At 66.6% G+C, this 23,103-nt stretch carries 18 protein-coding genes and 3 pseudogenes; 8 read left to right on the forward strand and 13 right to left on the reverse strand.

Annotated elements, in window-relative coordinates; all coding sequences use genetic code 11:
• Positions 1 to 123 precede the first annotated feature (123 nt).
• The 3 genes from CFB34_RS02815 to surE all read left to right on the forward strand — a co-directional run bounded on the left by CFB34_RS02815 (position 124) and on the right by surE (position 2,118).
• On the forward strand, positions 124 to 858 hold the full coding sequence (locus CFB34_RS02815) for an AzlC family ABC transporter permease (RefSeq protein WP_039369722.1): 735 nt from the start codon (positions 124 to 126) through the stop codon (positions 856 to 858).
• Positions 851 to 1,159: an AzlD family protein gene (locus CFB34_RS02820; RefSeq protein ID WP_011356491.1), complete on the forward strand. Its 309-nt coding sequence runs from the start codon at positions 851 to 853 to the stop codon at positions 1,157 to 1,159. Before CFB34_RS02815 ends, CFB34_RS02820 begins: the two co-directional genes overlap by 8 nt.
• A gap of 179 nt (positions 1,160 to 1,338) precedes the next feature.
• The gene (gene surE / locus CFB34_RS02825; protein WP_089443545.1) at positions 1,339 to 2,118 is read left to right on the forward strand and encodes a 5'/3'-nucleotidase SurE; all 780 of its coding nucleotides are present in this window, start codon (positions 1,339 to 1,341) and stop codon (positions 2,116 to 2,118) included.
• A gap of 128 nt (positions 2,119 to 2,246) precedes the next feature.
• Here surE and CFB34_RS02830 read toward each other — a convergent pair whose 3' ends face one another.
• The 10 genes and pseudogenes from CFB34_RS02830 to CFB34_RS02870 all read right to left on the reverse strand — a co-directional run bounded on the left by CFB34_RS02830 (position 2,247) and on the right by CFB34_RS02870 (position 13,738).
• Complete coding sequence (locus tag CFB34_RS02830) at positions 2,247 to 3,068, reverse strand: SDR family oxidoreductase (RefSeq protein WP_089443546.1); 822 nt, start codon at positions 3,066 to 3,068, stop codon at positions 2,247 to 2,249.
• A gap of 145 nt (positions 3,069 to 3,213) precedes the next feature.
• Positions 3,214 to 5,880 (reverse strand): annotated as a pseudogene (locus CFB34_RS02835) (GH92 family glycosyl hydrolase).
• Positions 5,881 to 5,947: 67 nt separating this feature from the next.
• On the reverse strand, positions 5,948 to 8,419 hold the full coding sequence (locus CFB34_RS02840) for a GH92 family glycosyl hydrolase (RefSeq protein WP_089443547.1): 2,472 nt from the start codon (positions 8,417 to 8,419) through the stop codon (positions 5,948 to 5,950).
• A gap of 328 nt (positions 8,420 to 8,747) precedes the next feature.
• The gene (locus CFB34_RS02845; protein WP_039369713.1) at positions 8,748 to 9,215 is read right to left on the reverse strand and encodes a cupin domain-containing protein; all 468 of its coding nucleotides are present in this window, start codon (positions 9,213 to 9,215) and stop codon (positions 8,748 to 8,750) included.
• 510 nt (positions 9,216 to 9,725) lie between these two features.
• Complete coding sequence (locus CFB34_RS02850; protein WP_089443549.1) at positions 9,726 to 11,078, reverse strand: aminotransferase class V-fold PLP-dependent enzyme; 1,353 nt, start codon at positions 11,076 to 11,078, stop codon at positions 9,726 to 9,728.
• Positions 11,079 to 11,098: 20 nt separating this feature from the next.
• Positions 11,099 to 11,398 carry a helix-turn-helix domain-containing protein gene (locus tag CFB34_RS02855; protein ID WP_089443550.1) on the reverse strand — a complete coding sequence of 100 codons (300 nt, stop codon included), beginning with the start codon at positions 11,396 to 11,398 and terminating at the stop codon, positions 11,099 to 11,101.
• A gap of 166 nt (positions 11,399 to 11,564) precedes the next feature.
• Positions 11,565 to 11,739: pseudogene (locus CFB34_RS39170) on the reverse strand (LysR family transcriptional regulator); the annotation flags it as partial.
• Between the two features lie 128 nt (positions 11,740 to 11,867).
• The gene (locus CFB34_RS02860; RefSeq protein WP_174975468.1) at positions 11,868 to 12,287 is read right to left on the reverse strand and encodes a type II toxin-antitoxin system VapC family toxin; all 420 of its coding nucleotides are present in this window, start codon (positions 12,285 to 12,287) and stop codon (positions 11,868 to 11,870) included.
• Complete coding sequence (locus CFB34_RS02865) at positions 12,287 to 12,538, reverse strand: type II toxin-antitoxin system Phd/YefM family antitoxin (RefSeq protein ID WP_089429196.1); 252 nt, start codon at positions 12,536 to 12,538, stop codon at positions 12,287 to 12,289. The genes CFB34_RS02860 and CFB34_RS02865 overlap by 1 nt, the downstream gene beginning before the upstream one ends.
• A gap of 315 nt (positions 12,539 to 12,853) precedes the next feature.
• Positions 12,854 to 13,738 carry a LysR family transcriptional regulator gene (locus CFB34_RS02870; protein ID WP_089443551.1) on the reverse strand — a complete coding sequence of 295 codons (885 nt, stop codon included), beginning with the start codon at positions 13,736 to 13,738 and terminating at the stop codon, positions 12,854 to 12,856.
• A gap of 132 nt (positions 13,739 to 13,870) precedes the next feature.
• On the opposite strand from CFB34_RS02870, the gene CFB34_RS02875 reads away from it, so the two are divergent.
• Positions 13,871 to 14,908, forward strand: a complete 1,038-nt coding sequence (locus CFB34_RS02875; protein ID WP_089443552.1) for an aldo/keto reductase — start codon at positions 13,871 to 13,873, stop codon at positions 14,906 to 14,908.
• A gap of 42 nt (positions 14,909 to 14,950) precedes the next feature.
• On the opposite strand, the gene CFB34_RS02880 is transcribed toward CFB34_RS02875, so the two are convergent.
• The gene (locus CFB34_RS02880) at positions 14,951 to 16,615 is read right to left on the reverse strand and encodes an ABC transporter ATP-binding protein (RefSeq protein WP_089443553.1); all 1,665 of its coding nucleotides are present in this window, start codon (positions 16,613 to 16,615) and stop codon (positions 14,951 to 14,953) included.
• A gap of 355 nt (positions 16,616 to 16,970) precedes the next feature.
• Here CFB34_RS02880 and CFB34_RS02885 point away from each other — a divergent pair, with 355 nt between their 5' ends.
• Positions 16,971 to 17,447 (forward strand): GNAT family N-acetyltransferase, encoded by a 477-nt coding sequence (locus CFB34_RS02885; RefSeq protein WP_089443554.1) that lies wholly within the window; start codon positions 16,971 to 16,973, stop codon positions 17,445 to 17,447.
• A gap of 157 nt (positions 17,448 to 17,604) precedes the next feature.
• Here the strand turns inward: CFB34_RS02885 and CFB34_RS02890 are convergent, their stop codons facing one another.
• Positions 17,605 to 18,330: a class I SAM-dependent methyltransferase gene (locus tag CFB34_RS02890; protein WP_089443555.1), complete on the reverse strand. Its 726-nt coding sequence runs from the start codon at positions 18,328 to 18,330 to the stop codon at positions 17,605 to 17,607.
• 192 nt (positions 18,331 to 18,522) lie between these two features.
• Here CFB34_RS02890 and CFB34_RS02895 point away from each other — a divergent pair, with 192 nt between their 5' ends.
• Positions 18,523 to 19,530, forward strand: a complete 1,008-nt coding sequence (locus CFB34_RS02895; RefSeq protein WP_089443556.1) for a hypothetical protein — start codon at positions 18,523 to 18,525, stop codon at positions 19,528 to 19,530.
• 222 nt (positions 19,531 to 19,752) lie between these two features.
• Positions 19,753 to 20,343, forward strand: a complete 591-nt coding sequence (locus CFB34_RS02900; RefSeq protein WP_069250552.1) for a DUF4410 domain-containing protein — start codon at positions 19,753 to 19,755, stop codon at positions 20,341 to 20,343.
• A 98-nt stretch (positions 20,344 to 20,441) separates the two neighbouring features.
• On the opposite strand, the pseudogene CFB34_RS02905 reads toward CFB34_RS02900, so the two are convergent.
• Positions 20,442 to 21,633, reverse strand: a pseudogene (locus CFB34_RS02905) (MFS transporter).
• Between the two features lie 626 nt (positions 21,634 to 22,259).
• Between CFB34_RS02905 and CFB34_RS02910 the strand changes: the two are divergent.
• Positions 22,260 to 23,069 (forward strand): TlpA disulfide reductase family protein, encoded by an 810-nt coding sequence (locus tag CFB34_RS02910; protein WP_089443557.1) that lies wholly within the window; start codon positions 22,260 to 22,262, stop codon positions 23,067 to 23,069.
• Positions 23,070 to 23,103: the final 34 nt, after the last annotated feature.

The following is a 23,103-nucleotide window of genomic DNA, read 5'->3' on the forward strand; positions in this document are numbered from 1 at the left end:
GGCATCCGATTCCAAAAAATTTTTAAATCACGCGTTCAATGCCAAATTCTGAGAAAAATCTGGCCACAACGCAACCCGATTCGAGTCAAAAAAGCAGACAATTCCTCCCCCGAAGGAGGAGTAATGAGCAGTAGCGTTTCAACGTCGTCAGGGCTTCGCGACAAGCCCGCCTATGTCGCCGAGATGGGCCGCGGATTGCGCGCGGCGCTGCCCGTCATGCTGGGTTTCGTGCCGTTCGCGCTCGTGCTGGGCGCGCAGGCCGCGCAGAAAGGGCTGAGCCTGTTCGAAGTGCCGATGATGACCGGCATGAACTTCGGCGGCGGCTCCGAATTCGCGGCGATCCATCTGTGGTCGTCGCCGCCGCACATCGCGCTGATCGTCGCGATGTCGTTCCTCGTGAATTCGCGCCACATCCTGATGGGCGCCGCATTCGAGCCGTATATCCGCCGCCTGCCGCGCCGACGCGCGTTCTTCGCGCTGTTCTTCATGTGCGACGAAAGCTGGGCAATGTCGCTCGCCGACGCCCGGGCCCGCTCGGCCACGCACATCAGCGTGCCCTATTACGCGGGCATCTGCATGGGCCTCTACCTGACGTGGATCTCGATGACCACGCTCGGCGCGGCCGTCGGCCCGACGATCGGCAACGTCGAGCAATATGGCTTCGACATGGCGTTCACGGCCGTGTTTCTGGTGCTGCTGCGCGGGATGTGGAAGGGAATGCGTGCGAGCCGCCCGTGGTTCGTGAGCCTCGTGGTCGCTGCGGCCACGCACCTGGCCGTGCCCGGCGCGTGGTACGTCGCGGCCGGCGCCTGCGCGGGGCTGATCGCCGCGCTGGTGTGGGAGCCGCGCGATGCCTGATTTCCCGGATTTCAGCACGGTCGCGACGATCGTGCTGATGGCGTCGACCACCTATCTGTCGCGCATCCTCGGCTACGTGCTACTGCGCAACCGCACGCTGAGCCCGCGGATGGCGTCGGTGATGGAGAACGTGCCCGGCTGCGTGCTGATCTCGGTGATCGCGCCGGCCTTCGTGTCGACGCGACCGGCCGACCTGCTCGCACTGGCCATCACGCTGATCGCGGCGACGCGCCTGTCGATCCTGCCGACCGTCATCGTCGGCGTCGTGTCGGCCGGCCTGCTGCGGCACCTGCTCGGCTGAACGGCTCCGACCCGCCGCGCACACCGCGGCACGGTCACCACGAACGGGCGCGCAGTGCGCCCGTTTTCACATCCGCGCCCATCGCGCGACACGACGATCCTCACACGGGAATGCTAGCCTTGAGGCTTGCGCCACGCTGCATTCCCCTCTCATTGCCCAACTCCGCGAGGATCGTCCCGATGCAAGAAACCCGCCCGCTGTTCGACCGCGTCCTCCTCACCAACGACGACGGCATCGACGCCCCCGGCCTTGACGTGCTCGAACACGTCGCCACGCAACTGGCACGCGAAGTGTGGATCGTCGCACCGGCGGAAGACCAGAGCGGCACGTCGCACTCGCTGAGCCTGCACGAACCGCTGCGCGTGCATCGCAAGGGCGAACGCCGCTTCGCGGTGCGCGGCACGCCCGGCGATTGCGTCGCGATCGCCACCAGCCACCTGATGAAGGACGCACGGCCCGACATCGTGCTGTCCGGCGTGAATCGCGGCGGGAACCTCGGCACCGAAACGGTGTTTTCCGGCACGGTGGGCGCCGCGATGACGAGCATGCTGGTCGGCGTGCCGGCCATCGCGCTGAGCCAGGCCTTCGCCGATCGCAACGCGGTGCCGTGGGACACGGCACGCGCGCTTGCGCCGGACGTCATTCGCCGGCTCGTGGCCGCCGGCTGGGACAGCGACGCGTGCCTGAACGTGAATTTCCCGCCGCGGCCCGCGCAGGACGTGCGCGGCCTGAAGGTGACGAACCAGGGTGCCGGCACGCTGCAGGGCGTCGAGATCGTGTCGGGGCGCGACCCGCGCGACTTCGAGTATCACTGGCTGAAGCTCTCCCGCGCGCCGCGCGACGACGATGCGGATTCGGAAACGGTCGCGCTCGGTGAGGGTTACGTCGCCGTCACGCCGCTGAAGTTCGAGCGCACGCACGATCAGGCGCTCGCACGGTTGCGGTCGAGCCTTGGCTGATCCGCGCACGCCAGCGAGGAAGCGGTCGCGGCGATCGCGCGCGTGATGCCTGCGCGCGCATGCGCGGCTGCTTCTCTGCTTCTCTGCTTCTCTGCTTCTCTGCTTCTCTGCTTCAACGAGACTCTGCTTCACGTCAGATTCATTCCCCCGTCGAGCATCACGATCTCGCCCGTCACGTAATCGGACGCGACGAGCATCGCGACCGTCTGCGCGATGTCGTCCGGCGTCGCCGCACGGCGCATCGGCGCGCGCTCGCGCCAGAGCTGCTGCGCGTCGGTCCAGTCGGCCGTGAGCGGCGTATCGACGAGCCCCGGCGCAACCGCATTGACGCGGATCGCCGGCGCGAGCGTTTTCGCGAGCAGCCGCGTCGTGTGATTGAGCGCCGCCTTCGCCGCCGCATACGGAATCGATGCGCCCTTCGGCCGCACGCCCGCATGCGAGCTGACGTTCACCACGCACCCGGCCCGCCCGTGCGACGCCGCCTCGCGCAACGCAGCCTCCGCCTCGGCGACGAGCCGGAACGGTGCGATTACGTTGATCTCGTGCATTTCGCGCCACACGTCGGGCGTCGCCGCAGCGAGGTCGTCGTGCGGAATCACGCGGCTGACGCCCGCGTTGTTGACGAGCACGTCGAGCCGCCCGTGCACGGCAACGGCTTCGCGGATCAGCCGCACGCGTTCCGCATCGTCCGCGAGATCGGCCTGCACATAGGCTCCGCCGAGTTCGCGCGCCATCGCGCGCCCCACGTCGGCCGAGCGGCGCGAATGCAGGATCACCGCGTAGCCGTCCGCCGCGAGACGGCGCGCGATCGCCGCGCCGATCCCCGACGTCGAACCGGTGACGAGCGCGACCGGCCGATGCAGCCGCGACGCGCGCGGCTCGGCGACGGCTTCGGTTTCTGGTTCCGTTTCGGAAATCGGGGCAGGCATCGGCGGGAGCGGCGCATCCATATCGGGGAACCCTGTCAGTGGCGTTCCCGCATCATAAGCGCGACGACGCCCCGTGACACGAAGCGGCCTGCCTCGCGGCCGCGACCCGCACCGTCGCATGAAGGGAAGGAGAAGCGGCCCGCGTCACACGGGCCGCTTGCGGCCGCTACTGGCCGGCCAGTGCCAGCGACGGCGCGAACGCGCCGTTCGGATCCTGCCCGTTCCAGGTGCTGACCCATGCGTCGTTCGGCGTCGCACCCATCACGAAGTCGAGCGTGCCGCCGGCTTTCATCTCGTCGTACGTGATGTACGGCCGGTGCAGCGGCGTGCCGTTCAGGCTGACCGACTGGACGTAGCGATTCACCGATGACGGCGCCCCGCCGCCGGCCGTATGCGCGGTCACCCTGAAGCGCCGCGTCGCACCGAACTTCAGGCCCTTTCCGTCCGCGCCTGCCGACGCAACCGGAATGTCGATCGTCGCTTCCTCGAACAGCGGCGTGCCGAGGTAGAACACGCCGCCCACCGGGTTCAGCGAATAGATGCCGAGCGCGGACAGCACGTACCACGCGGACAACTGCCCGCAATCGTCGTTGCCGGGAATCGCCGAATCGCGCACGCGGCGCGGGTCGGCCAGCACGGCCTTCAGGCTGTCGCCGCTCAACAGCGCGCGATCGCCGGCCGTCAGCGTCAACGAGTACATGTCGTCCATCACCGTGCGCACGCGATCCTGCGTCTTCGACGGCATGCCCGCGACGTCGTACAGGTACGGCAGGTGGTTCGCCGGCTCGTTCCCCGCGAAGAACTGGCCGCTGCGGCCGGTCAGGTCCGGAAAGCCCTGGTTGTAGAGGAAGGTCAGCGGGTTCGCCGGATCGAACGTGCGGTCGAGCTGCGCGATGAACTGGCTCTTGCCGCCGAGCAGCGCCACGACGCCGGGAAAGTCGTGGAAGATGTTCCACGTATCGACCCACGAATTCGATTCGGAGAAGTCCGTCTTCTCCGCCGCCGTCGGGTCGAAGCCCGCGACCCAGTTGCCCTGCGCATCCTTCGGCTGCGCAAACTTCCAGCCGTTGTTCGGCACCGGGTTGAACACGTTGCGGTAGTTCTGGCTGCGCTGCAGGTACGGCCGGTAGTCGGCCGTGCTCTTGCCCGCCGCCTTGCCGACCGCCGCCGTCGCCCAGTCGTCGAAAGAATAGTCCTGCGTCGTCGACACCGACGCGTTGTCGCCGGCGGTCACATAGCCGCTCTGCCGGTATTGGTCGAAGCCGTGCGCGCTCGCGCTCTGCGTGGTCGTCAATGCAGTCCAGATGTCGTCGATGCCCGCGCTCGTCAGGTGCTTCAGGTATGCATCGGCGATCAGCGGGATCGACGGGTGGCCGGCCATCGTGAAGGTTTCCGTCTGCGCGAGCGGCCACACCGGCAGCTCGCCCTTGCCGTTCTGCCTGAATTGCGTGAGCAGCGACTTCACCCAGCCGTCGACACGCTCGGGCTGCACCAGCGTCATCAACGGCGACTCGGCGCGGAAGGTGTCCTACAGCGAGAACGTCGACGAATAGTCGAAGCCCGGATTCGCATGCTTGCTCGTGGTCGGCGGCGACGTCGTGCCGTCGTTGGTCGAATCGGTGCCGACGTAGCTGCCGTCCGCATTGTTGTAGACGGTCGGCGCGAGCATCGTGCGATACAGCGACGTGTAGAACATCGTCCGCTGGTCGGCGCTGCCGCCCTTGATCCGGATCCGGTCGAGCGCGGCACTCCACACGCGCTCGGCCGCACCGCGCACCTGGTCGAACGACTTCGCGCCGACTTCCGAGGCGAGATTGGCCTGCGCATCCGCGATGCTCGACGGCGAGATGCCGACCTTCAGGGTAACCGCGCCACCGCCGTCGTTGCCGTCGGCGAACGTCAGGTAGGCCTTGAAGCCGTCCGCGCTGAACGCGACGTGCTTCGTATCGAACGGCTTCGAGAAACGCGCGACGAAATACGTCGGCTTGTTGTTCGCCCAGTTGTTCGTGATCTCCCAGCCGGCGATCGTCTGCGCGTCGATGACCTGGATCTTGCCGCTCGCGGTCGAGCCGCCGATCGGGTTGTCGATGCTGACGATCATGCTGCGCTTCTGCGCGGCCGCGCTCGGGAAATACGTGTAGCGATGCACGCCCGCGTGCGTGGTGGCCGTCATCTCCGCGAGGATCTTCGCGCCCTGCACGTTCCACGGCGTGTTGCCGCTGCCGACCGGCGCCATCTTCACGCGGTAGTAGCCGGGGCTCGCGGTTTCGTCGTCGTGGCTGAACGACGCGTTGTAGGTGATCGACGAATCGGCGGCGACCTTCGCCAGCGTCGCGGTATCGACCGGCGCCAGCGTCGGCAGGAACCGCACTTCGCCGCCCGAGCCGATGCCGGTGCCCGACAGGTGCGTATGCGTAAAGCCGGTGATGAGCGGATCGTCGTACTGGTAGCCCGACGTGCGATCCCAGTTCCACGGCAGCGTGTGCGCGCCGCCGGTCGTGTCCGGCCCGAGCTGCACCATCCCGAACGGCACGGTCGCGCCCGGGTACACGTGGCCGTGGCCGCGCACGCCGCTGCTCCAGTCCGCGTTGATGTCGAGATTCGCGGTGCCGATCATCGGGTCGACGCTGTGCAGCACCGACCGATGGGGCGCGCCGCCGTTTTCGCCTTGATCGTTCTGATCGCCCTGGTCGTTCTGGTTGCCTTGATCGTTCTGGTTGCCCTGCACGTTCGACCGCTGCGCGAGCACGCTCGCATCCGTCGAACCCTGATCGCCCCCGCACCCCGACAACACGGCAAGGCACCCGATCCCCACCACATGACGTAGCTTCATCCGTTCGTCCCTCCCTCTCTCTGCGTCGATCCTGTCGGCAAGAACCGCTCGTTGATCTCCCTGGCTGTTACGGCGCGCTGGCCGCCTGCGGGAACGACGGCATCGCCGATGCGTCGGTGCCCCAGGTCGTGGCGCTCGCGTCGGCCGTCATCGCGTACGACAGCTTTCCGCCCTTCGCGATCTGCTCGAACGGCAGCCACGCGGTCGCGTACGGTGCGCCGTTCAGCTTCAGCGACTTCACGTAGAACGACGCGCTGTCGCCCGAGCCGGCACCCGGCGCGACGATGTGCAGCAGACGGTAGCTGCCGTCCTTCTGCCCGACGCGCACCGCGATCTTCTCGAACTGCGGGCTCGACAGTGCGACGCCGCTCACGCCCGGCACGACCGGATAAAGACCGAGCGCGGCCCACACGTACCAGCCCGAGATCGCGCCGAGATCGTCGTTGCCCGGCAGTCCGGCCGCGCCCGTGCCGAACTCGTTCGCGAGCGACGCGTGCAGCACGCGCTGCGTATGCGACGGTGCACCGGCCCACGCATAGACCCACGGCACCGCCATCGTCACTTCGTTGCCGACGTAGAAATACGGCTGCACGGTGCCGATGTTCAGGTGCGTGAAGAACGTATCGAGCCGCTTGACGACCGGCGCGACGCCGCCCGCCTGCGCGACCACGCCGGCGAGATCGTGCGGCACGTACCACGTGTACTGCTCCGAATTGCCTTCCATGAAGCCCGTGCCGTCGGTGACCCATGCGCCGGCCGACGTCTTCGGCTGGATAGCGCCCCGGTCGAACAGGTTTTGCCAGTTGCCGCTCGACTTCAGCAGCGCGCCAGCCGTCGTCGTGTCGCCGAGCGCCGCCGCAAAGCGCGACACCGCGAAATCGCGCACCGCGTATTCGAGCGTGTTTGAGGCGGTCTGGTTGTCGCCCGAGCCCGACGACGGCACATAGCCGAGCCGGTCGTAGTCCGCGCGGCTGCCCATCACCGGCGTGCCGGCGCAGGCGGCGCCCGGCGCCGTGCTGTTCTTCATGATCGACAGCGCGGCCTGTGTGTCGAAGTTCGTTGCGCCGAACGCATGCGCATTCGCGACGATGATCGAGCCGGCATCACCGGGCATCACGGCCGTCTCGGTATTGAAGTACGCCCAGCGCGGGAACGCGCCGCACGCCTTCGCATCGAGCACGAGCGACTGCACGATGTCGCTGGTCCGCACCGGGTCGAGCAGCGCCTGCAACTGGATGAACGAACGGTCGATGTCCCAGCCGGAGAAATTCGCGTACATCGTGCGGCCTTTCTCGACCTGGCGTGTCGGCGCGGCCGCTGCGCCGTTCGACGCGTAGAAATCCGGGTACTGGCCGTTCACGTCGTTGAACACGTTCGGGTGCAGCGACGCGTGATACAGCGCGGTGTAGAACTTCGTCTTGTCGGCATCGCTGCCGCCCGTGACCTGGATCGCGTTCAGGCGCGCATTCCACGCGGCGCTCGCGGCGCCGTGCACCTTGTCGAAACGCCAGTTCCGGCTGCCTTGCGCATCCGTTTCCTGATTCTCCGCGCGCAGGTTCGCCTTCGCATTCGCTTCGCTGACGAACGAGATGCCGAGCTTCATCATCACGTCGGGATGCTTGCGGTCGACATTGAACGTGACGGTCACCGGGCTGTTGTTCGACAGCGCCGGCTTCGCCGCGAACGGCTGGCTGAATTCCGCGTAGTAGTAGACGGGCACCGCATGCCCGGCCCAGCAGAATCCGCCGCCCGCGATCGTGCCCGACAACGCGCGGTCGCCGACCTGGCTGATCGTGTCGCTCGTCGTGCCCTGCGCACGGTTGTTCAGCACGGTCGGATCGATCGCGATCGTCGCCTGCTGGCCCCGCGCGAGTGCCGGATAGGTGAAGCGCGCGAAGCCGGTGCGCAGCGTCGTCGTCAGCTCCGCCTTGATGCCGTTGCCGAGCGTGACGCCGTAATAGCCGGCTTGCGCGGTTTCGTTCGCGTGGCTGAAACTGGCCGGCGTGCCGGCGTCGCCAGGCGCGAGCTGCGGCATCACGTTCAGGTAGCCGCCGTTCGCCCAGCAGCCGGTGCCGCTCAGGTGCAGGATGCTGAATGCGTTGATCGACGTGTCGCCGTACCAGTAGCCGCTGGAGAAACCCGAGCCGTCGCCCTTGCTGCTGTCGTATTGGGCGGTCGGTGTCATCGGGCTCCACTGCATCATCCCGAACGGCACCGTCGGCCCCGGAAACGTGCCGCCGCCGAGACCCGAGCCGACCGGGTCGGCCGGCTGGTCGGTCGCGTAGTCGGTGCCGATCAGCGGATTGACGTATTGCACGACGCGAATGTCGGCGTTTTTCCTTGCCGCTTCGTTGCCGTTGCTGTTGTCGTTTTCGTTGCTATTGTCGTTGCCGCTATTGCCGCTCTGATTGCCCTGCGACTGCGCGGCAGCCGACATGTTCGCCGCGGCCACCGACGGCGAATCGCCATCACCACCGCATGAAGCCAGGACAACGCACAACGCCAGCAGCGCCGTTCTCCACCCCCAGTTCCTCGACATCACCTGTCTCCGTATCGTTCTTGAATCAGGATGTTGATTCGAACTACTGATCTTCTAGTCAGGATGCTTTTGATGAATTCCGCTTGCCCTGCCGATCGGTCGAAAATCCCGGGTGCGTGTACTTATTTCCGTATTCGCGCACCTGGAAAAAGACGCGCCGGCATGTCGAAATACCGGCGCCCAGGACCCGATAATGGGCACAAGCGTGCCCAAATAAACGCGCTTCCTCTACCCCGTGTTTTTACGAATTTTTATTTTGTTTATCTAAACAAAATGCAATTGATTCGGTTTTTATGTGGAATGGGGGTACTGAATGCACGATTGGCCATCAAGGCTGCTTCGGCAGATCGACATAGTCTTCGAGCTCACCGGCGACATAAAGCCGCTTGCCGAGTCGCGGATACTCGCAGACGTCGTGTTCGAGCCGCTGCCCGCCCACGAGCAGCTCCAGCGGCGCATCGCCGGTGTTCTGCACCGTATGCGCCTCACCGCCGCGCGGAAAGCCCAGGAAATCGCCGGGTCCGATTGCCTCGGTGCACTCGCCGATCGTGACCGCGCCCGTGCCGGACAGCACGTACACGAACTCTTCTTCGTACAGGTGACGGTGATACTCGGCCGATTCGTGACCGGGCATCAGCGTGAGCAGGTGGACACCGAATTGCGTCAGGCCGGTCAGGTCGCTGAGTTGTCGCTTGAAGCGAACGGCATTGGGATTCAGCGAATGCACCGCGCGCGTCGGTTCCATCTTCGCAATATCGGCGGCCTTCAGCAGTTCCCGGGGGGAATGGGTCGACATGGGGGAGTTCTCTCGTTGGCGTCATGCTTCGATCGAGCGAGCCACCCAGGCCGGCATGGCGCGCGTGCCCGCCATTGTCCGATATTTTTCTGCGCGCAAGGGCGCGGTTCGACGGAACAACGACAGGTGGCACGTCGTGATCGGGACGCACCGCCACGTTGCCCGCTCTTCACCTCTGCTTCGAACGTCGCCAGCACGCAGAGCACGGCGAACAGGCTCCACTCCTTGACGAGCGCATGGCGCTCACGCATCACGCCCCACAGCAGCAGCACCGCGAAGAACAGTTCGAACACGCCGTTCATCTGGAACGGCGTGCCGCCGGACGACGTGATCGCGGTCGGGCCGCCCGGCAACCGCCCCCCAGTACAGCAACACGACGCCGTTTGCGGCCGTAAGCACGCCGATCGCGGCCGAGCGCCGCATCATCCGCGCCGGCTGCGGCTTCCCGATGAACGCGGCGCGCGTGAGTGAGCCTCCGCGCGCCGTTGCCGCTGCCGTTGCCTTCGTCGCTCAGCGCACGTGCACGCCGCGTAGCTCCGTCAGCAAAGCCACGAGACGATCGATGTGTGCATCTTCGGTGCGCCACGACGACACGCTGATCCGGAACGCCGGCCGCCCCTGCCACACCGTCGCGCCGAACCACACGTCACCCGACGCCTGCGCGGCCGCGAGGATCGCCGCCGTTTCGTCGTCGGTGCCGGCGCGCACGAGCACCTGGTTCAGCACGACGCGGTTCAGCACGTCGTAGCCGGCGGCACGCAGGCCGTCCGCAACGCGCGCCGCCTGCGCGCAATGCCGCTCGACCATCGCGGCCACACCGGCGCGGCCGAGCGAACGCAATGCAGCCCACACGGGAATGCCGCGCGCGCGCCGCGAGAACTCGAGGTTTAGGTTCTTCTGCGCGTCCTGCGCGCCGCTCAGGTACACGGCGTCGCTGTTCATCGCGGTCGCGAGCGCAGCCGCGTCGCGGCAGATCACCATCGCGCCGTCATACGGCGTGTTGAGCCACTTGTGGCCGTCGGTGGTCCAGCTGTCCGCGCCGTCGATGCCGTCCGTCAGCGCGCGCTTCGACGATGCGCGGGCCCACAGGCCGAACGCGCCGTCGACGTGTACCCACGCACCGGCCGCCTTCGCGGGCGGAATCAGCGCCGCGAACGGATCGAACTCGCCCGTGTTCACTTCGCCGGCCTGCACGCAAAGGATCGTCATGTCGTCGAGCGCCGGCAACTGCGCCGGGTCGATTCGGCCATGCGCGTCGACCGGTGCGACGATGAGGCGCTTCATCCCGAAACCGAGCACGCGCAGCGCCTTCTTCACCGTGATGTGCGCCAGCTCGGAGATCACGACCTTCACTTCGGGCGCGCCGATCAGGCCATCCGCATCGACGTCCCAGCCCTTGCGCGCGAGCAGCGCGCGCCGCGCGGCCACCAGCGCGACGAGCGTGCAGGCCGTCGCGCTCGTGCCGAAACCGACCGCGCTGCCTTCGGGCAACCCGAGCACGTCGACGACCCAGCGCGCGGCCTGGCGCTCGATCGTCGCGGCCACCGGCGAATTCGCATAGGACGATGCGCACTGGTCCCACGCGAGCATCAACCGCTCGGCCGCCGCCGCGGCCGGCAGCGTGGCGCCGATCACGAAGCCGAAGTAGTTCGGGCCGTTCGACGCGACGGTCGCGGGGGTGCCGCGCTCGTCGAGCAGGCGCAGCACATCGTTGGCCGGGCCGCCCGTATCGGGCAGCGGCTCATCGAACGACGCCAGGCCGGCCAAGGCGGCCGCGTCGGGAAACGCGCGCCGCTCGTTCGTCGCGGCCAGATACGCGTGTGCGCGCCGGTCGGCGTCGGCCAGCAATGCAAGTTCGTCCATGTCGGTTGCCTCGGTGTGAGTCAGAGTTGCGAGAGATCGCGGCCGAGCTGCTGCAGCGCGCCGTCGATCCGCTTGTAGTACGTGAACTTGCCGACGCGGGTCGCCTGCACGAGCCCCGCATCCGCGAGGATGCGCATGTGGCGCGTGGTCGTGGCCGGCGCGATGCCGAGCTTCTCGGTGATGTACGTGCAGCACACGCCGAGTTCGTCGACATCGCCGTGCGGCTGCGGCGGGAAATGCTCGCGCGGCTGCTTGAGCCAGCGCATCACGGCCAGGCGGCTTTCGTTGGCCAGTGCGCTGATACGGGTGACGTCGTCCATGGGTTCGGTTTCATTTAACGTTTTGAATATTAGCTAAATGACGAAATGTGTGCAATTGGTTCGAAGGGCGACTTGAGCTGACGCTGGGGTGTATTGGGCCGCCGTATCGGCACCGGATGCGATCGCGGCAAGCGCGCCGCTGCAACGCGTTGCACACAGCGCCGGGAACACGCTTCAGCTCGCCGTCAATGCCGAGCGGCCATTCCGCATACAAGTCGGGCCCGAAACGCATTGCGATCCGTCATGTGCGGCAGGATCGTCCCGACGCGCCTGCCTGCCGTGTGCGGCGCGCACACCACGCGCCGCGCACGGCCGAGCGAGCGGCCGCGCAATGCACTATCCGTTGGCCCGGCCCATCCGCCAGTGCGGGGGATGCAAGGGGTGCGCGGAAGCGTTACCGTGAAATGCATGCGCGGTCTGTCAACGAACCCGCGCCCGTTTCATTGTTCGAGAGGGAGGGTTCGCTAGCTCAATCCCACGGATTAACGATAGGAACGCCGGTTTCAACAAAATCGGCGACATTGCGCGTCACGACGGTCATGCCATGCACGAGCGCCGTTGCGGCAATGAGTGCGTCCCGCTCCGACCGCCGATCCGGTACATGGAGTCGTGCGCATCGTTGTGCGACCGCAGTATCAACCGGCAGCACGCGACCCGCGAACTCCGGCAGGACATGCCCGTCAAGCCATGCCCGCAGAAGCGCACCTTGAGCCGTGTCCCGGCGTTCGATTTGCAAGACGCCTGTCTCCAGCTCCATGATCGTGATTGCCGAGACAAAAAGCGTGGGTGCGTCGACGGTTGAACTCCAGGCCACCAGACCTTTGTCTGCCTTGCCGGTTCGCACCTTCCTGAGTTCCGAAACAACGTTGGTATCGAGGACGAACATCATCAAAAATCAACCTTTTTGATACCGATCTCCGCGCGCGGAGGCTCAAACTCGATGTCCTCGACACCGGGCATGGCCAACGCGTCGGCAATGTTGCGCCGTTGCTGCGTGAGACGCTGGTATTCCTCGAAACTCAGCAGCACATGGGCAGGCCTGCCACGATCCGTAATGAACACCGGGCCATCCTTTGCTGCCTTCTTCGCTTTGGTCACATCCTGGTTAAGTTCGCGACTCGAGAGCGTTGTGATGGTCATCATGGGCTCCTCAAACCAATCAATGTAGGTATGTTACTACAATAAATGAGATTGCGCGGCATTGCCCGCCCCGGTTGATCCGGCCCCGTGCGCGTCTTCTTCGTCGATGACTCTTGCGCCTACGTACGAGTTACGTTTCCGGCGGCAAGGTCCTCTGGCAGGAAGAATCGTTTCCGTTCAATCACGCGCATCCGATTCCGAGGACAACCCATGCCGAGTTTCGCCGTTGCCGAAGCGAACTCGCCACAATGACCACCCGAAGGGCACGAAATTGGCGTCGTCACGTCGAGTCCGACGCAATTACATCCAACACGTTCACGCCGCCAGCGCCTGCGCCAGCCGTTCGATCAGCGCCCGCACCCGCCGCGGCTGCACCGCGTTGCCCGGATAGACGATCTGCAAGTCGACGTCGCCCGGCGAGAACGCGCGCAGGACTTCGACAAGCGCGCCGGAGGCCAGATCCTGCTCGACGTCGACCAGCGACTTCAGCGCAACGCCGTGCCCCGCAATGCACCACGCGCGCACGAGTGCGCCGTCGTTGGCCACCCGCCGGCCGCGCACCGTCACGCGCCGGGGTTCGCCATCGATGCTGAACGGCCATTCGGCATACAGGTCCTGCCCGAAGCGCATCACGATGCAGTCGTGCGCGGCAAGATCGTCCGGATGTTGCGGCGTGCCTTGCGCCGCGAGATACGCGGGCGACGCGCACACCACGCGCCGCGCACGGCCGAGCGAACGGCTGCGCAGCGAACTGTCGGCGAGCAGCCCGCGACGGATCGCGAAATCGAGCCCCTGCCCGACGACATCCACGTAGCCGTCACCGAGATGCAGATCGACCGTAACGCCCGGATGCTCGGCCAGAAACGCGTCGACGACGGGCACCACGCGCTCGCGCCCGAGATCGGCCGGCGCACTCAGGCGCACGGGGCCCGACAAGGTCTGCACGCCGAGCCGCACGCGGCCTTCGAGTTCGTCGGCTTCGGCCAGCAGGCGCCGCGCGCCGTCGACGAGCGTGCGGCCTTCGTCGGTCAGGCTGATCGCGCGCGTCGTGCGCATGAGCAGCGCCGCGCCGTAGTGGCGCTCGAGCGCAGCCAGCCGCTCGGACACGGTGGCCGGCGACAGCCCGAACTCGCGGCCCGCCGCGGCCAGGCCGCCCTTCTCCACAATGCGCAGGAACAGCGCGAGATTGTCGAGCAGCATTATTCGCCCCTTCCGAACGATATTTTCGAAGTCTGCCCAATTATCCGAAATATCCGCAAGCGATACAGTGTGCCAATGCGTCGCCTCGCGGCCGCCCCTCGACCCGTCGATCACCCCAAAGGAAAATCCGCCATGGAATACCGCACCCTCGGCCGCTCCGGCCTCAAGGTTCCCGCCCTGAGCTTCGGCGCCGGCACGTTCGGCGGCACCGGGCCGCTGTTCAGCGCCTGGGGCAACACGGGCGTCGACGAAGCGCGCCGCCTGATCGACATCTGCCTCGAAGCCGGCGTGAACCTGTTCGACACGGCCGACGTGTATTCGGACGGCGAATCCGAGCGCGTGCTCGGCGCTGCGATCAACGGACGTCGCGACCAGGTGCTGATCTCGACGAAGACGGGCCTGCCGACCGGCAGCGGCCCGAACGACGCGGGCACGTCGCGCGCGCGGCTGGTCCGCGCCGTCGACGACGCGCTGCGCCGCCTCGACACCGACTACATCGACCTGCTGCAACTCCACGCGTTCGATGCGAGCACGCCGGTCGAGGAAGTGATGTTGACGCTCGACGATCTCGTGCGCGCGGGCAAGCTGCGCTACATCGGCGTATCGAACTTCGCGGGGTGGCAGATCATGAAGTCGCTGGCGGTGGCGGACCGGCACGGCTGGTCGCGCTACGTGGCGAACCAGGTCTACTACTCGCTCGTCGGCCGCGACTACGAGTGGGACCTGATGCCGCTCGGCGCCGACCAGGGGCTCGGCGCACTCGTCTGGAGCCCGCTCGGCTGGGGCCGGCTCACCGGCAAGATCCGGCGCAACACGCCGCTGCCCGAAGGCAGCCGCCTGCATGAAACGGCCAGCTTCGGGCCGCCGGTCGACGATGCGCGCCTGTACGACGTGGTCGATGCGCTCGACGCGATCGCCGAGGAAACCGGCAAGACCGCGCCGCAGATCGCGCTGAACTGGCTGCTGCAGCGCCCGACGGTGTCGTCGGTGATCATCGGCGCGCGCAACGAGGAACAACTGCGGCAGAACCTCGGCGCGGTCGGCTGGGCGCTGACCGACGCGCAGGTCGCGAAGCTCGATGCGGCGAGCGCGGTGGAAGCGCCTTATCCGTACTTTCCGTATCGCCGTCAGCAGGCGTTTGCGCAACTCAATCCGCCGCTGCGCGGGTAAGCGCCGACGGCCGGCGGAGCCTGCGAATGGGACCGTGCGGCGCTACGCAGGCACACGCGCGTCGCCGAGCCGCACGACCTTGTCGGCCGGCCCGATGACCGAGCGCCGATGCGTGATCGCCACGACCGTGACGTCGCGGGCCAGCAGCCGCACGTGTTCCATGATGTCGCGCTCGGTGGCTTCGTCGAGCGCGGAACTCGCTTCGTCGAGGAACAGCACGGTCGGCTCGCCATACAGCGCACGGGCGATCGCGATGCGCTGTCGCTCGCCGCCGGACAGCTTCAACCCACGCTCGCCCACCGTCGTGCGGAAGCCGTCCGGCACGCTCTCGATGAACGTCAGGATCGTCGCCTTCGCCGCGGCTTCACGCAGACGTTGCGCATCGCGCGGCCGGCCGAGCAGGATGTTGTCTTCCAGGCTTTCGTTCAGCAGCACGACATCCTGCGGCACGACGGCCACCGCGCCGTACCAGTCGGCCCGATCGATCTCCGCGAGATCGACGCCGTCAACGAGAATGCGCCCGCCGGTCGGCTCGATCGACTTCAGCGCGAGCTTGAAGACGGTGGATTTCCCCGCGCCGGTTTCGCCGACGAGGAACGTGATCGCCCCCCGTTCGGCGACGAAGTCGACGTCGGTCACGCCGCGGCCGTTGTCGTACGCATAGGCGACGCGGTCGAACACGATGCGCCCGTCGCGCGGCGCGAACGCCGACGCGTGCGACACCTGCCGCTCCTCGGGTGCCGTCCACAGCGCCACGAACGGCACGAGCGCCGAGCCGGAGCGTGCGCACTCGTCGACGGCGCGCGCGATCATGTCGAACGGCTGGTTCAGTTGCAGCAGCAACGTGTTGAACAGTACGATGTCGCCGATCGACAGCGCGCCCGCCGCATGGCGCGGCAGCAGCAGCCAGAACGTCACCGCGAACTGGATCGCGAGGCCGAGCCCCAGCACCGCGAGATAGCGGACGTGCTGCAGCACATACGAACGCCAGCTGTCGCGCACGACACGCGCCTTCTCCGAGAAACGTTCGTTCATCCAGCGATGGCTGCCGAAATGCCGGAGCGTCTCCATCGCGTTGATCGCGCCGCCGACGAAGCGCGCATTCTCCTGCCCGGCCTCGATCGCGCGATCGAGGAACGCGCGCGAGCGCCGCGCGCCGACGATCGCGATCGTCACCGCGACCGCACCGTAGGCGGCGGTGATGGCCACGACCTCGACGTTGATCAGTGCGCCGAGCGTGACGAGCGTCAGCACGATCTGCAGCGTGCCGGGAATCAGGTCCATCAGGCTCAGTTGCACGATCACCGACAGCGCCCGGCTGCCGCGCTGGTTCGCGTTCTGGATTTCGGCGGGATTGTGCTCGACGAAGAACGCGGTGGTCTTCTTCAGGATGCGTTCGAAAAAGCGCGTGCTGGTGATGAAGCCCAGATTCTCCGCGCTCATGAACGCCAGGTACTGCACCACGCGTTGCAGCGCGCTGGACAGGCCCAGCAGCACCGCGTAAAGCACGAAGCCCGGGATCAGCGCGTGGACCACGCCGCGGTGCGACAGCGCATCGATCAGGCGCGAGAACAGATAGGGCGCGGCAACCGCACTCGCGCTCGACAGGAGGACGACCGCCACGACCGTCAGCAACATCAGGCGATCGGCCTTCCAGTAGGCCCGCAGGACCTCGGTGATCGGATGCGACGCACGGGTGTCGTTCATGGCGGGATGAACCGGGCACGGCGCAGCCCGGATGGCGGCGATGGGCGAAAAAGTCTAACAGAGTGACAGGCGTGGCGTGGTGGCGTGTGGGGCGGCATGGCGGCGGGTGTCGCGCGGAAGAAAGCCCACTGCTCGGGGATGCGCGGGGATTGAACCCGCCAGCCCAAGCGCAGTTGGCATGATCGCCGCGGGTTCTGGCCGACGGCAAGCGTCATGAGAGTTTGGCGGATCGTGGCACCATGAAATGCCACCATCCTGGGCCTACCCATGGGGCCGCGAACTTCCTATCGTGGAGACCTGCGACGCGCCGGCCGAATCGGCGGCGCCCACTTTTCTCATCGACAGGTCCGCCAACATGAACGCCAACGAAACCGAACTGACCGTACGCGCGGTCACGGAACACGACTACGACCAGTGGCTGCCGTTGTGGGACGGCTATAACCGCTTCTATGGCCGCTTCGACGACACGGCGCTGCCGCTGCGGGTCACCCAACTCACGTGGTCGCGCTTCTTCGACGGTTACGAACCCGTGCACGCGCTCGTCGCCGAGCGCGACGACAGGCTCGTCGGCCTCGTGCATTTCCTGTATCACCGCAGCACGACGCATATCGGGCCGACCTGCTACCTGCAGGACCTGTTCACGCTCGACAGCGAGCGCGGCAAGGGCGTCGGCCGCGCGCTGATCGAAGCCGTGTACGACGCCGCGCGTGCGCATCGCGCCGAACGCGTGTACTGGCAGACGCACGAAACGAATCACACGGCGATGCGGCTCTACGACACCGTCGCGGCCAAGCCGGGGGCCGTGCTCTATCGGAAGGAGCTGTCGCGCTGAGCGGAACGGCGAAACAGGGGCCGCGCCATGGCATGGATGGCCCCGCCCGATTGAAGACTACGATCGCTTCCGGAAACAGCCGCTTCGGCAAACTGGGTAGCCCCTGGGATACAAGACCATCCTTTCGGTCGATTTTTGCGCTCGCGGAGCTACCCAATCAAGCCACCGGCCGCGCCTTGATCCACAGAAACAGCGGCACGCGCGCCCACTGCTTCAACTGATCCGTATCGGCATGGTCGGGCGGCGGCTCGCGCAGCGACACGATCGCGAACCCGGCCGCTTCCAGCGCCTCCATGTACGCCTGCAGCGGCAGCGACCAGCCGGCGAAGTGCATCGACAGCCCGTCGCGCGTTTCCACCCCATCGAAATGCTCGCGCCCGAAATAGCTGCCCTTCAGCACGAACGGCGCATCGGGCTGCGGCCCCGCGAAGCCGCCGCGATCGCGGAACGGATGCACGAGCGAGATGAACAGCGTCACGCCCGGCTTCAGCACGCGGCGCGCCTCGTTCAACGCGCGCTGCATGTCGTCGAGATCCATCAGCACGTTGTACGCCATCACGAGATCGAAGCTGGCCGCGTCGAACGGCAGCGACGCCGCGTCGGCCAGCTGGTAGCGATGCGCGGAATCCGCGTGACGCGCGGCGTCGAGCATCGCGGGCACCACGTCGGTCGCGGTCACGTCGTAGCCGAGCGCCTTCAGCTCGCGGCTCACGCGGCCTTCGCCGCAGCCGATCTCCAGCGCGCGGCCGGTGTCGCGGCCAATATAGGCCGCGAGCCCCGCGCGGTATTTCCAGAACGCGTCGTGCCCCGGCTTGCCGGCCCAGCCGATCCATTGGTCGGCGACCTGCGTCCAGTGTTCGGTGATGGCTGTCGTGTCGGTCATGTGCGCTCCCGCCCGGTGTGCGTCGTTGGCTCAGGTTGCGCATGGTAAGCCGAAGCGGCGGAACGCGTCGGCGGGTGAGCCGTGCAACCGGTTTCCGTTTCCGGCTGCGACGTTCTACAGTGACATAAAACAATCTGCGCCGTTGCACGTCGCCGTCGTTCGACGATGCGCACCCGATTCCGAGGACATCCGATGCCGAGCATCCTGGCCGCGCCCGCCAATCTCCCCCCGAGCCCCGTCGCGGCCGAAACGCGCATGGTGCACGACGTCGCGACGCTCAAGCCGTCCGACTACCGTGGGACGGACGGTACATCGTGGGTCATCTCCACCGTCACGCCGGCCGCGGACAGCGGCACCAACGTGACCGGCACGACGTACTTCGACACCGCGAAAGGCCGGACCGTCCCGGTGCCCGACGCACGACGCCGCTATGTGAATCGCGGCACGTGGCAGGTCATTGCGAGTTCGAGCCCCTCCGTGCCCGCCACCGGCCGCTACGACTGGCTGACGCTCGCGTGGCTGCCGATCAACCGGCGGCCGCTGCCGCAAACACCCGAGCACCTGTATTCGCCGTTCATTCGCGGCGGCACGATCGTGTATCGCTGGAATCCGGCCGCGGAAGGCGGCGAGCAATTCGGCAACGTGCGGATGATCTTTCCGGAATGGACGCAGCAGGTGGCCGATGCGTTGCGGGTCGCTTCGGCAGCGTCGTCGGACGATGCCAACGCACCGGCCGCACCAGCGCCGCTCGATCGCCTGAAAGCGGACACGAATTCAATGACCGCCGTGCTCGACTTCAGCGATGCACTGCGCGACGAGCCGGTCGAGAAGATCGTCGCGCGGCTGCCGGGCCTGCTACGCGTGAAGGATCTGCACGAACTGTCGGCGATCGTGTTCCTGTGCCTGTCCGGATCACGTGCGGAAGACCGGCCGCGCTTCGCGGAAGTGGTCAACGGCTCGATCGCGTCGACCGACGACAGCGCGCGGCTGCTTGCGATCGCGTACGGCGCATTTGCTGCCGGCCGGGCGCGGCCTTATCCGTTCAACGATGCGGGGCAGACGGCGCGGATCAACGACGTGTTCGGCGCGTTGAAGCGGCGGACGGTGGCGCTCAATGTGCCGGTCGGGGAAGGGTCACCTTGGTATGAGTTCTTCACGGCATATCGGCTCGGCGACGCGGTGTCCGGCACGGGGCAATGAGTGACCGCGGCGACCCGCGCCGCGACGGCAAGACCCGATCACGGGTGTGAGAAATCTTTCGCCGCGCAGTCGCCGGCTCTTTCATGCATGCCAAACGCGGCGATGAAGCCATGCCGATTCGATTTTCGATCTATTCGACCTTTTGAATCGAATCGTCCGGTGTTAAATTCCCGCCCGGCCACAGAGCCATCTCAAATAACCCGAACTAAAAAAGACCAAATCATGAAATCTGTATTCCGTCATGCCGCGCTGGCACTGGTAACGATCGGCTTCCTGTCGGGCTGCGCGAGCAGCGTGACACGCGACGCCAGTGATCAGGCGGGGGCCATCGCAACGGCATCGACGCCCAAATTCGGCTCGAAGCCCGTGATCGTGCAAGTCACGCTCGACAATGCCGCGCAGGAAGCGCTGAAAGACAACCTGAAATTCAGCCCCGAGAACCTGAAAGGGAAAATCGAAAGCGCACTGGCCGCACGCAAGCTGCTGGCAAAGGCGGATTCGACCGATGCAATGCACCTGAACGTGGAAGTCACCGGCATTCGCGTGCGCTCGAGCTTCTCGGCCGTCATGTTCGGCTTCATGGCGGGCAACGATCATGTCGATGGCACCGTGACGCTTGTCGACGCCGACAATCATCAGGTCGACCGCTTCAAGGTGTCGGCTTCATATGCGCTCGGTGGTATCGCCGGCGGCATGGACGATACGCGCATGAACTGGCTCTACGAGAAATTCACCGAGAAGACGCTGACGACGCTCGAACCGGCGGCTGACGCGCAACAACAGGCAGACGCCGCGCAGGCGAAGAAGCTGTAATCGTCGACGCCCGCCGGGCCGCACATGCGCGGCTCGTCGGGCGGTCACCCCGGCGCGCGCCGCTTCGACGACGAAGCGGATATCGAACGGGGCAACGTTCAGCGGGCGTGTTCGTCCTTCAGCATGCCCTTCAGCAGCAGACACGCCCCGCCCCCCACCACGCTTACGCACGCGACATAGCCGAAGTACAGCTGATAACCGTGCATGCCCGGATACGCGGTCGTCAGCCAGCCGTTCAGCAACGGCAGGAACACGTCCGGCGAATAGCCGAGCAGCGAGATGATGCCGATCGCGAGCCCCGTGATGCGGGCAGGCACGTCGCAGCGTTCGAGCACGCTCCAGTACAGGCCGCGCACCGCATACGTCAGCAGGCCGATCACGACCACGACGCCCCACGAGCAGCGCAATCTGGTTGAGCGACGGAAACACGATCAAACCGATGAACGCGAGCGCCGCGCAGAACAGCGCGCCGCCGAGCACGTTCAGCGTGCCGATGCGATCGCCGACGAAGCCGCCGCCGATGCCGCCGATCGGCCGCATCCACAGCTTCAGCGACGCGATGAAGCCGGCCGCGACGATCGACATGCCGACGCCCTTCTGCTGCAGATACGGGGAAATGCTGTAGGTCGCCCACGACAGGTGATAGCCGCAGAACACGATCAGCGCGAATACCCACAGCCGGCGATTGCGCGCGAGCGTCAGCAGGTCGCGGCCCAGGTGGCCTTGCTCCGCCTGCACCGCATCGTGCGCCGCCGCCCCGCCCGTATCCTTGACGAACAGCAGCAGCGCGCCGAGCGCGATGCAGACTGCCGAATAACCGACGACCACCTGCCGGAACGCGCCGCCGTGCGACACGCCGCGCGTGTCGACGAGCCACGCGAACAGCGCGAGCGACGCAGTCGCCAGCAGCGCCTCGATCAACCCGCGGCCGCCGTCGAGAAACCCGAAGAACCGGCCCTGCTCGCTCGGCCGCGCGATCGTCTTCACGCGCTTGATCACGGATGCCCAGAACGTCAGGCCCGTCGTCACGCCCCAGCCGCAGAAGATCACCATCAACGTCGCATACGACGGTGCGCTCGCATTCGCATACCAGAAGCCGAGCGCGCCGGTGCCGGCGAGCGAGAAGCTGATCAGCCAGCGCGGCGGCAGGCGATCGGCAAGCCAGCCGCTCGGCAGGTAACAGACGAGGAAGGTGGTGCCGAGCGCCGAATAGAGATAACCGAGCTGCGTGCGCGTGATCTGGAACAGGTCCAGCATCGTGTCCTGGTAGAACTGGCGCAGGTACAGCATCGGGTAGATCGCGCCGGCCGCGCAAACGAGCAGCGCAAGCTGCACATAGCGGCCCGCGGAGGCAGTCGTGGCGGTGTCGCCGGGGTGCGCGGTGCGAAGTGCCGCGTCATGGTTCGTCATGTGTCTCCTCCATCGGGTGATTCCCGCCGGCTGTCGGCCGGCGTCGTGCAATGCGCGAGTGAATGCCCGGTGCTCGCATCTGGCAGCGGTCCTATTCCGTTTGATCAGCCGACAGGAGTCGGGTCGCGGCCGCGCCCACCGACCGCCACCAGGCATTCACGCCCGCACGCTCGACGACAAAAAATCGGCCACTCCGGGGGGCAGAGCGGCCGTCAAGGAGAGATCCCTGTTCGGGATGCCGGCGGACACCACTCCGGACCGGCCTGGGTATTGTTGATGAACGCCATTCCGCTGACCATCAGACCGGTCTGATTTGCAACCTCCCTGCATGAAAATCACGGCGTCCTGAGCCTGCCGCCTCCACCGAATCCGCAACGCGCCGTTACGTTCTCGACGGGAACCCCCATACGCGGCAACCTGTCGAATCGCCGCACCACCGTCGACGGCGTCATCGCCGTGGCGGACAATCCCTTCTCCTGCCCCGCTCGATCACGTCCCGCCCTTTCATGCTGAGCATTGGTCCTTTCTCGATCCGCGTCGTCGCGGTAGCCGTCGCCGCGCTGCTCGCGTGGCTCGTCGCCCGTTTCATCCAGCGTCGCCCGCCGGACGGACATCACAAGACCGCATCGAGCCTGATCCTCGATGCGTTGCTGTTCGGCCTGCTCGCCGCGCGTATCGGCTACGTCGCGCAGTGGTGGCATGAATACGCCGCCGCGCCGCGCTCGATCATCGCGCTCGGCGACGGCGGCTTCGACTGGCGCATCGGTCTCGCGGCGGGCATCGTGTTCGCGGGCTGGCGCCTGCGCCGCCTGCCCGCGCTGCGTCGCCCGGTAATGGCCGGCATGCTCGCCGGTGTTGCCGCATGGGGCATCGCGCAGGGCACGCTCGCCACGTTGCAGCACGGTGCGCCGCCGCTTGCCGCGTTGCAGCTCGAAGCGCTCGATGCCACGCCGGTGCCGGTGCAACGTTTCGCGGGCAAGCCCGTCATCGTGAACCTGTGGGCCACGTGGTGCCCGCCGTGCCAGCGCGAAATGCCGATCCTCGCGCAGGCGCAGCAGGATCATCCGGGCATGACGGTACTGATGGTCAACCAGGGCGAGGACGCGCAAGCGGTGCGCGCGTTCCTCGAACAGAAAGGGCTGCGATTCGATCACGTGCTGCTCGATCGCACGCTGCACGCGATGAAAACCTACGGTTCGCGCGGGCTGCCGACGACGCTCTTCTTCGACGCGACAGGCAATCTCGTCGAATCGCACATGGGCGAGATCACCGCCGCGCGGCTGAAGGATGCCGTGGCCGACCGCTTCGGCCAGTAACGCGCGTCTCGTCCAAAGGACCGCGGCAACCGCT

The organism is Burkholderia sp. HI4860 (assembly GCF_002223045.2).
Taxonomy (GTDB): domain Bacteria; phylum Pseudomonadota; class Gammaproteobacteria; order Burkholderiales; family Burkholderiaceae; genus Burkholderia.

Excerpts from the sequence above, each read along its gene's own strand:
- CFB34_RS02815 (WP_039369722.1), top strand. The coding sequence starts at position 124 with ATGAGCAGTAGCGTTTCAACGTCGTCAGGGCTTCGCGACAAGCCCGCC.
- CFB34_RS02820 (WP_011356491.1), top strand. The coding sequence starts at position 851 with ATGCCTGATTTCCCGGATTTCAGCACGGTCGCGACGATCGTGCTGATG.
- surE (WP_089443545.1), top strand. The coding sequence starts at position 1,339 with ATGCAAGAAACCCGCCCGCTGTTCGACCGCGTCCTCCTCACCAACGAC.
- CFB34_RS02830 (WP_089443546.1), bottom strand. The coding sequence starts at position 3,068 with ATGGATGCGCCGCTCCCGCCGATGCCTGCCCCGATTTCCGAAACGGAA.
- CFB34_RS02840 (WP_089443547.1), bottom strand. The coding sequence starts at position 8,419 with ATGTCGAGGAACTGGGGGTGGAGAACGGCGCTGCTGGCGTTGTGCGTT.
- CFB34_RS02845 (WP_039369713.1), bottom strand. The coding sequence starts at position 9,215 with ATGTCGACCCATTCCCCCCGGGAACTGCTGAAGGCCGCCGATATTGCG.
- CFB34_RS02850 (WP_089443549.1), bottom strand. The coding sequence starts at position 11,078 with ATGGACGAACTTGCATTGCTGGCCGACGCCGACCGGCGCGCACACGCG.
- CFB34_RS02855 (WP_089443550.1), bottom strand. The coding sequence starts at position 11,398 with ATGGACGACGTCACCCGTATCAGCGCACTGGCCAACGAAAGCCGCCTG.
- CFB34_RS02860 (WP_174975468.1), bottom strand. The coding sequence starts at position 12,287 with ATGATGTTCGTCCTCGATACCAACGTTGTTTCGGAACTCAGGAAGGTG.
- CFB34_RS02865 (WP_089429196.1), bottom strand. The coding sequence starts at position 12,538 with ATGACCATCACAACGCTCTCGAGTCGCGAACTTAACCAGGATGTGACC.
- CFB34_RS02870 (WP_089443551.1), bottom strand. The coding sequence starts at position 13,738 with ATGCTGCTCGACAATCTCGCGCTGTTCCTGCGCATTGTGGAGAAGGGC.
- CFB34_RS02875 (WP_089443552.1), top strand. The coding sequence starts at position 13,871 with ATGGAATACCGCACCCTCGGCCGCTCCGGCCTCAAGGTTCCCGCCCTG.
- CFB34_RS02880 (WP_089443553.1), bottom strand. The coding sequence starts at position 16,615 with ATGAACGACACCCGTGCGTCGCATCCGATCACCGAGGTCCTGCGGGCC.
- CFB34_RS02885 (WP_089443554.1), top strand. The coding sequence starts at position 16,971 with ATGAACGCCAACGAAACCGAACTGACCGTACGCGCGGTCACGGAACAC.
- CFB34_RS02890 (WP_089443555.1), bottom strand. The coding sequence starts at position 18,330 with ATGACCGACACGACAGCCATCACCGAACACTGGACGCAGGTCGCCGAC.
- CFB34_RS02895 (WP_089443556.1), top strand. The coding sequence starts at position 18,523 with ATGCCGAGCATCCTGGCCGCGCCCGCCAATCTCCCCCCGAGCCCCGTC.
- CFB34_RS02900 (WP_069250552.1), top strand. The coding sequence starts at position 19,753 with ATGAAATCTGTATTCCGTCATGCCGCGCTGGCACTGGTAACGATCGGC.
- CFB34_RS02910 (WP_089443557.1), top strand. The coding sequence starts at position 22,260 with ATGCTGAGCATTGGTCCTTTCTCGATCCGCGTCGTCGCGGTAGCCGTC.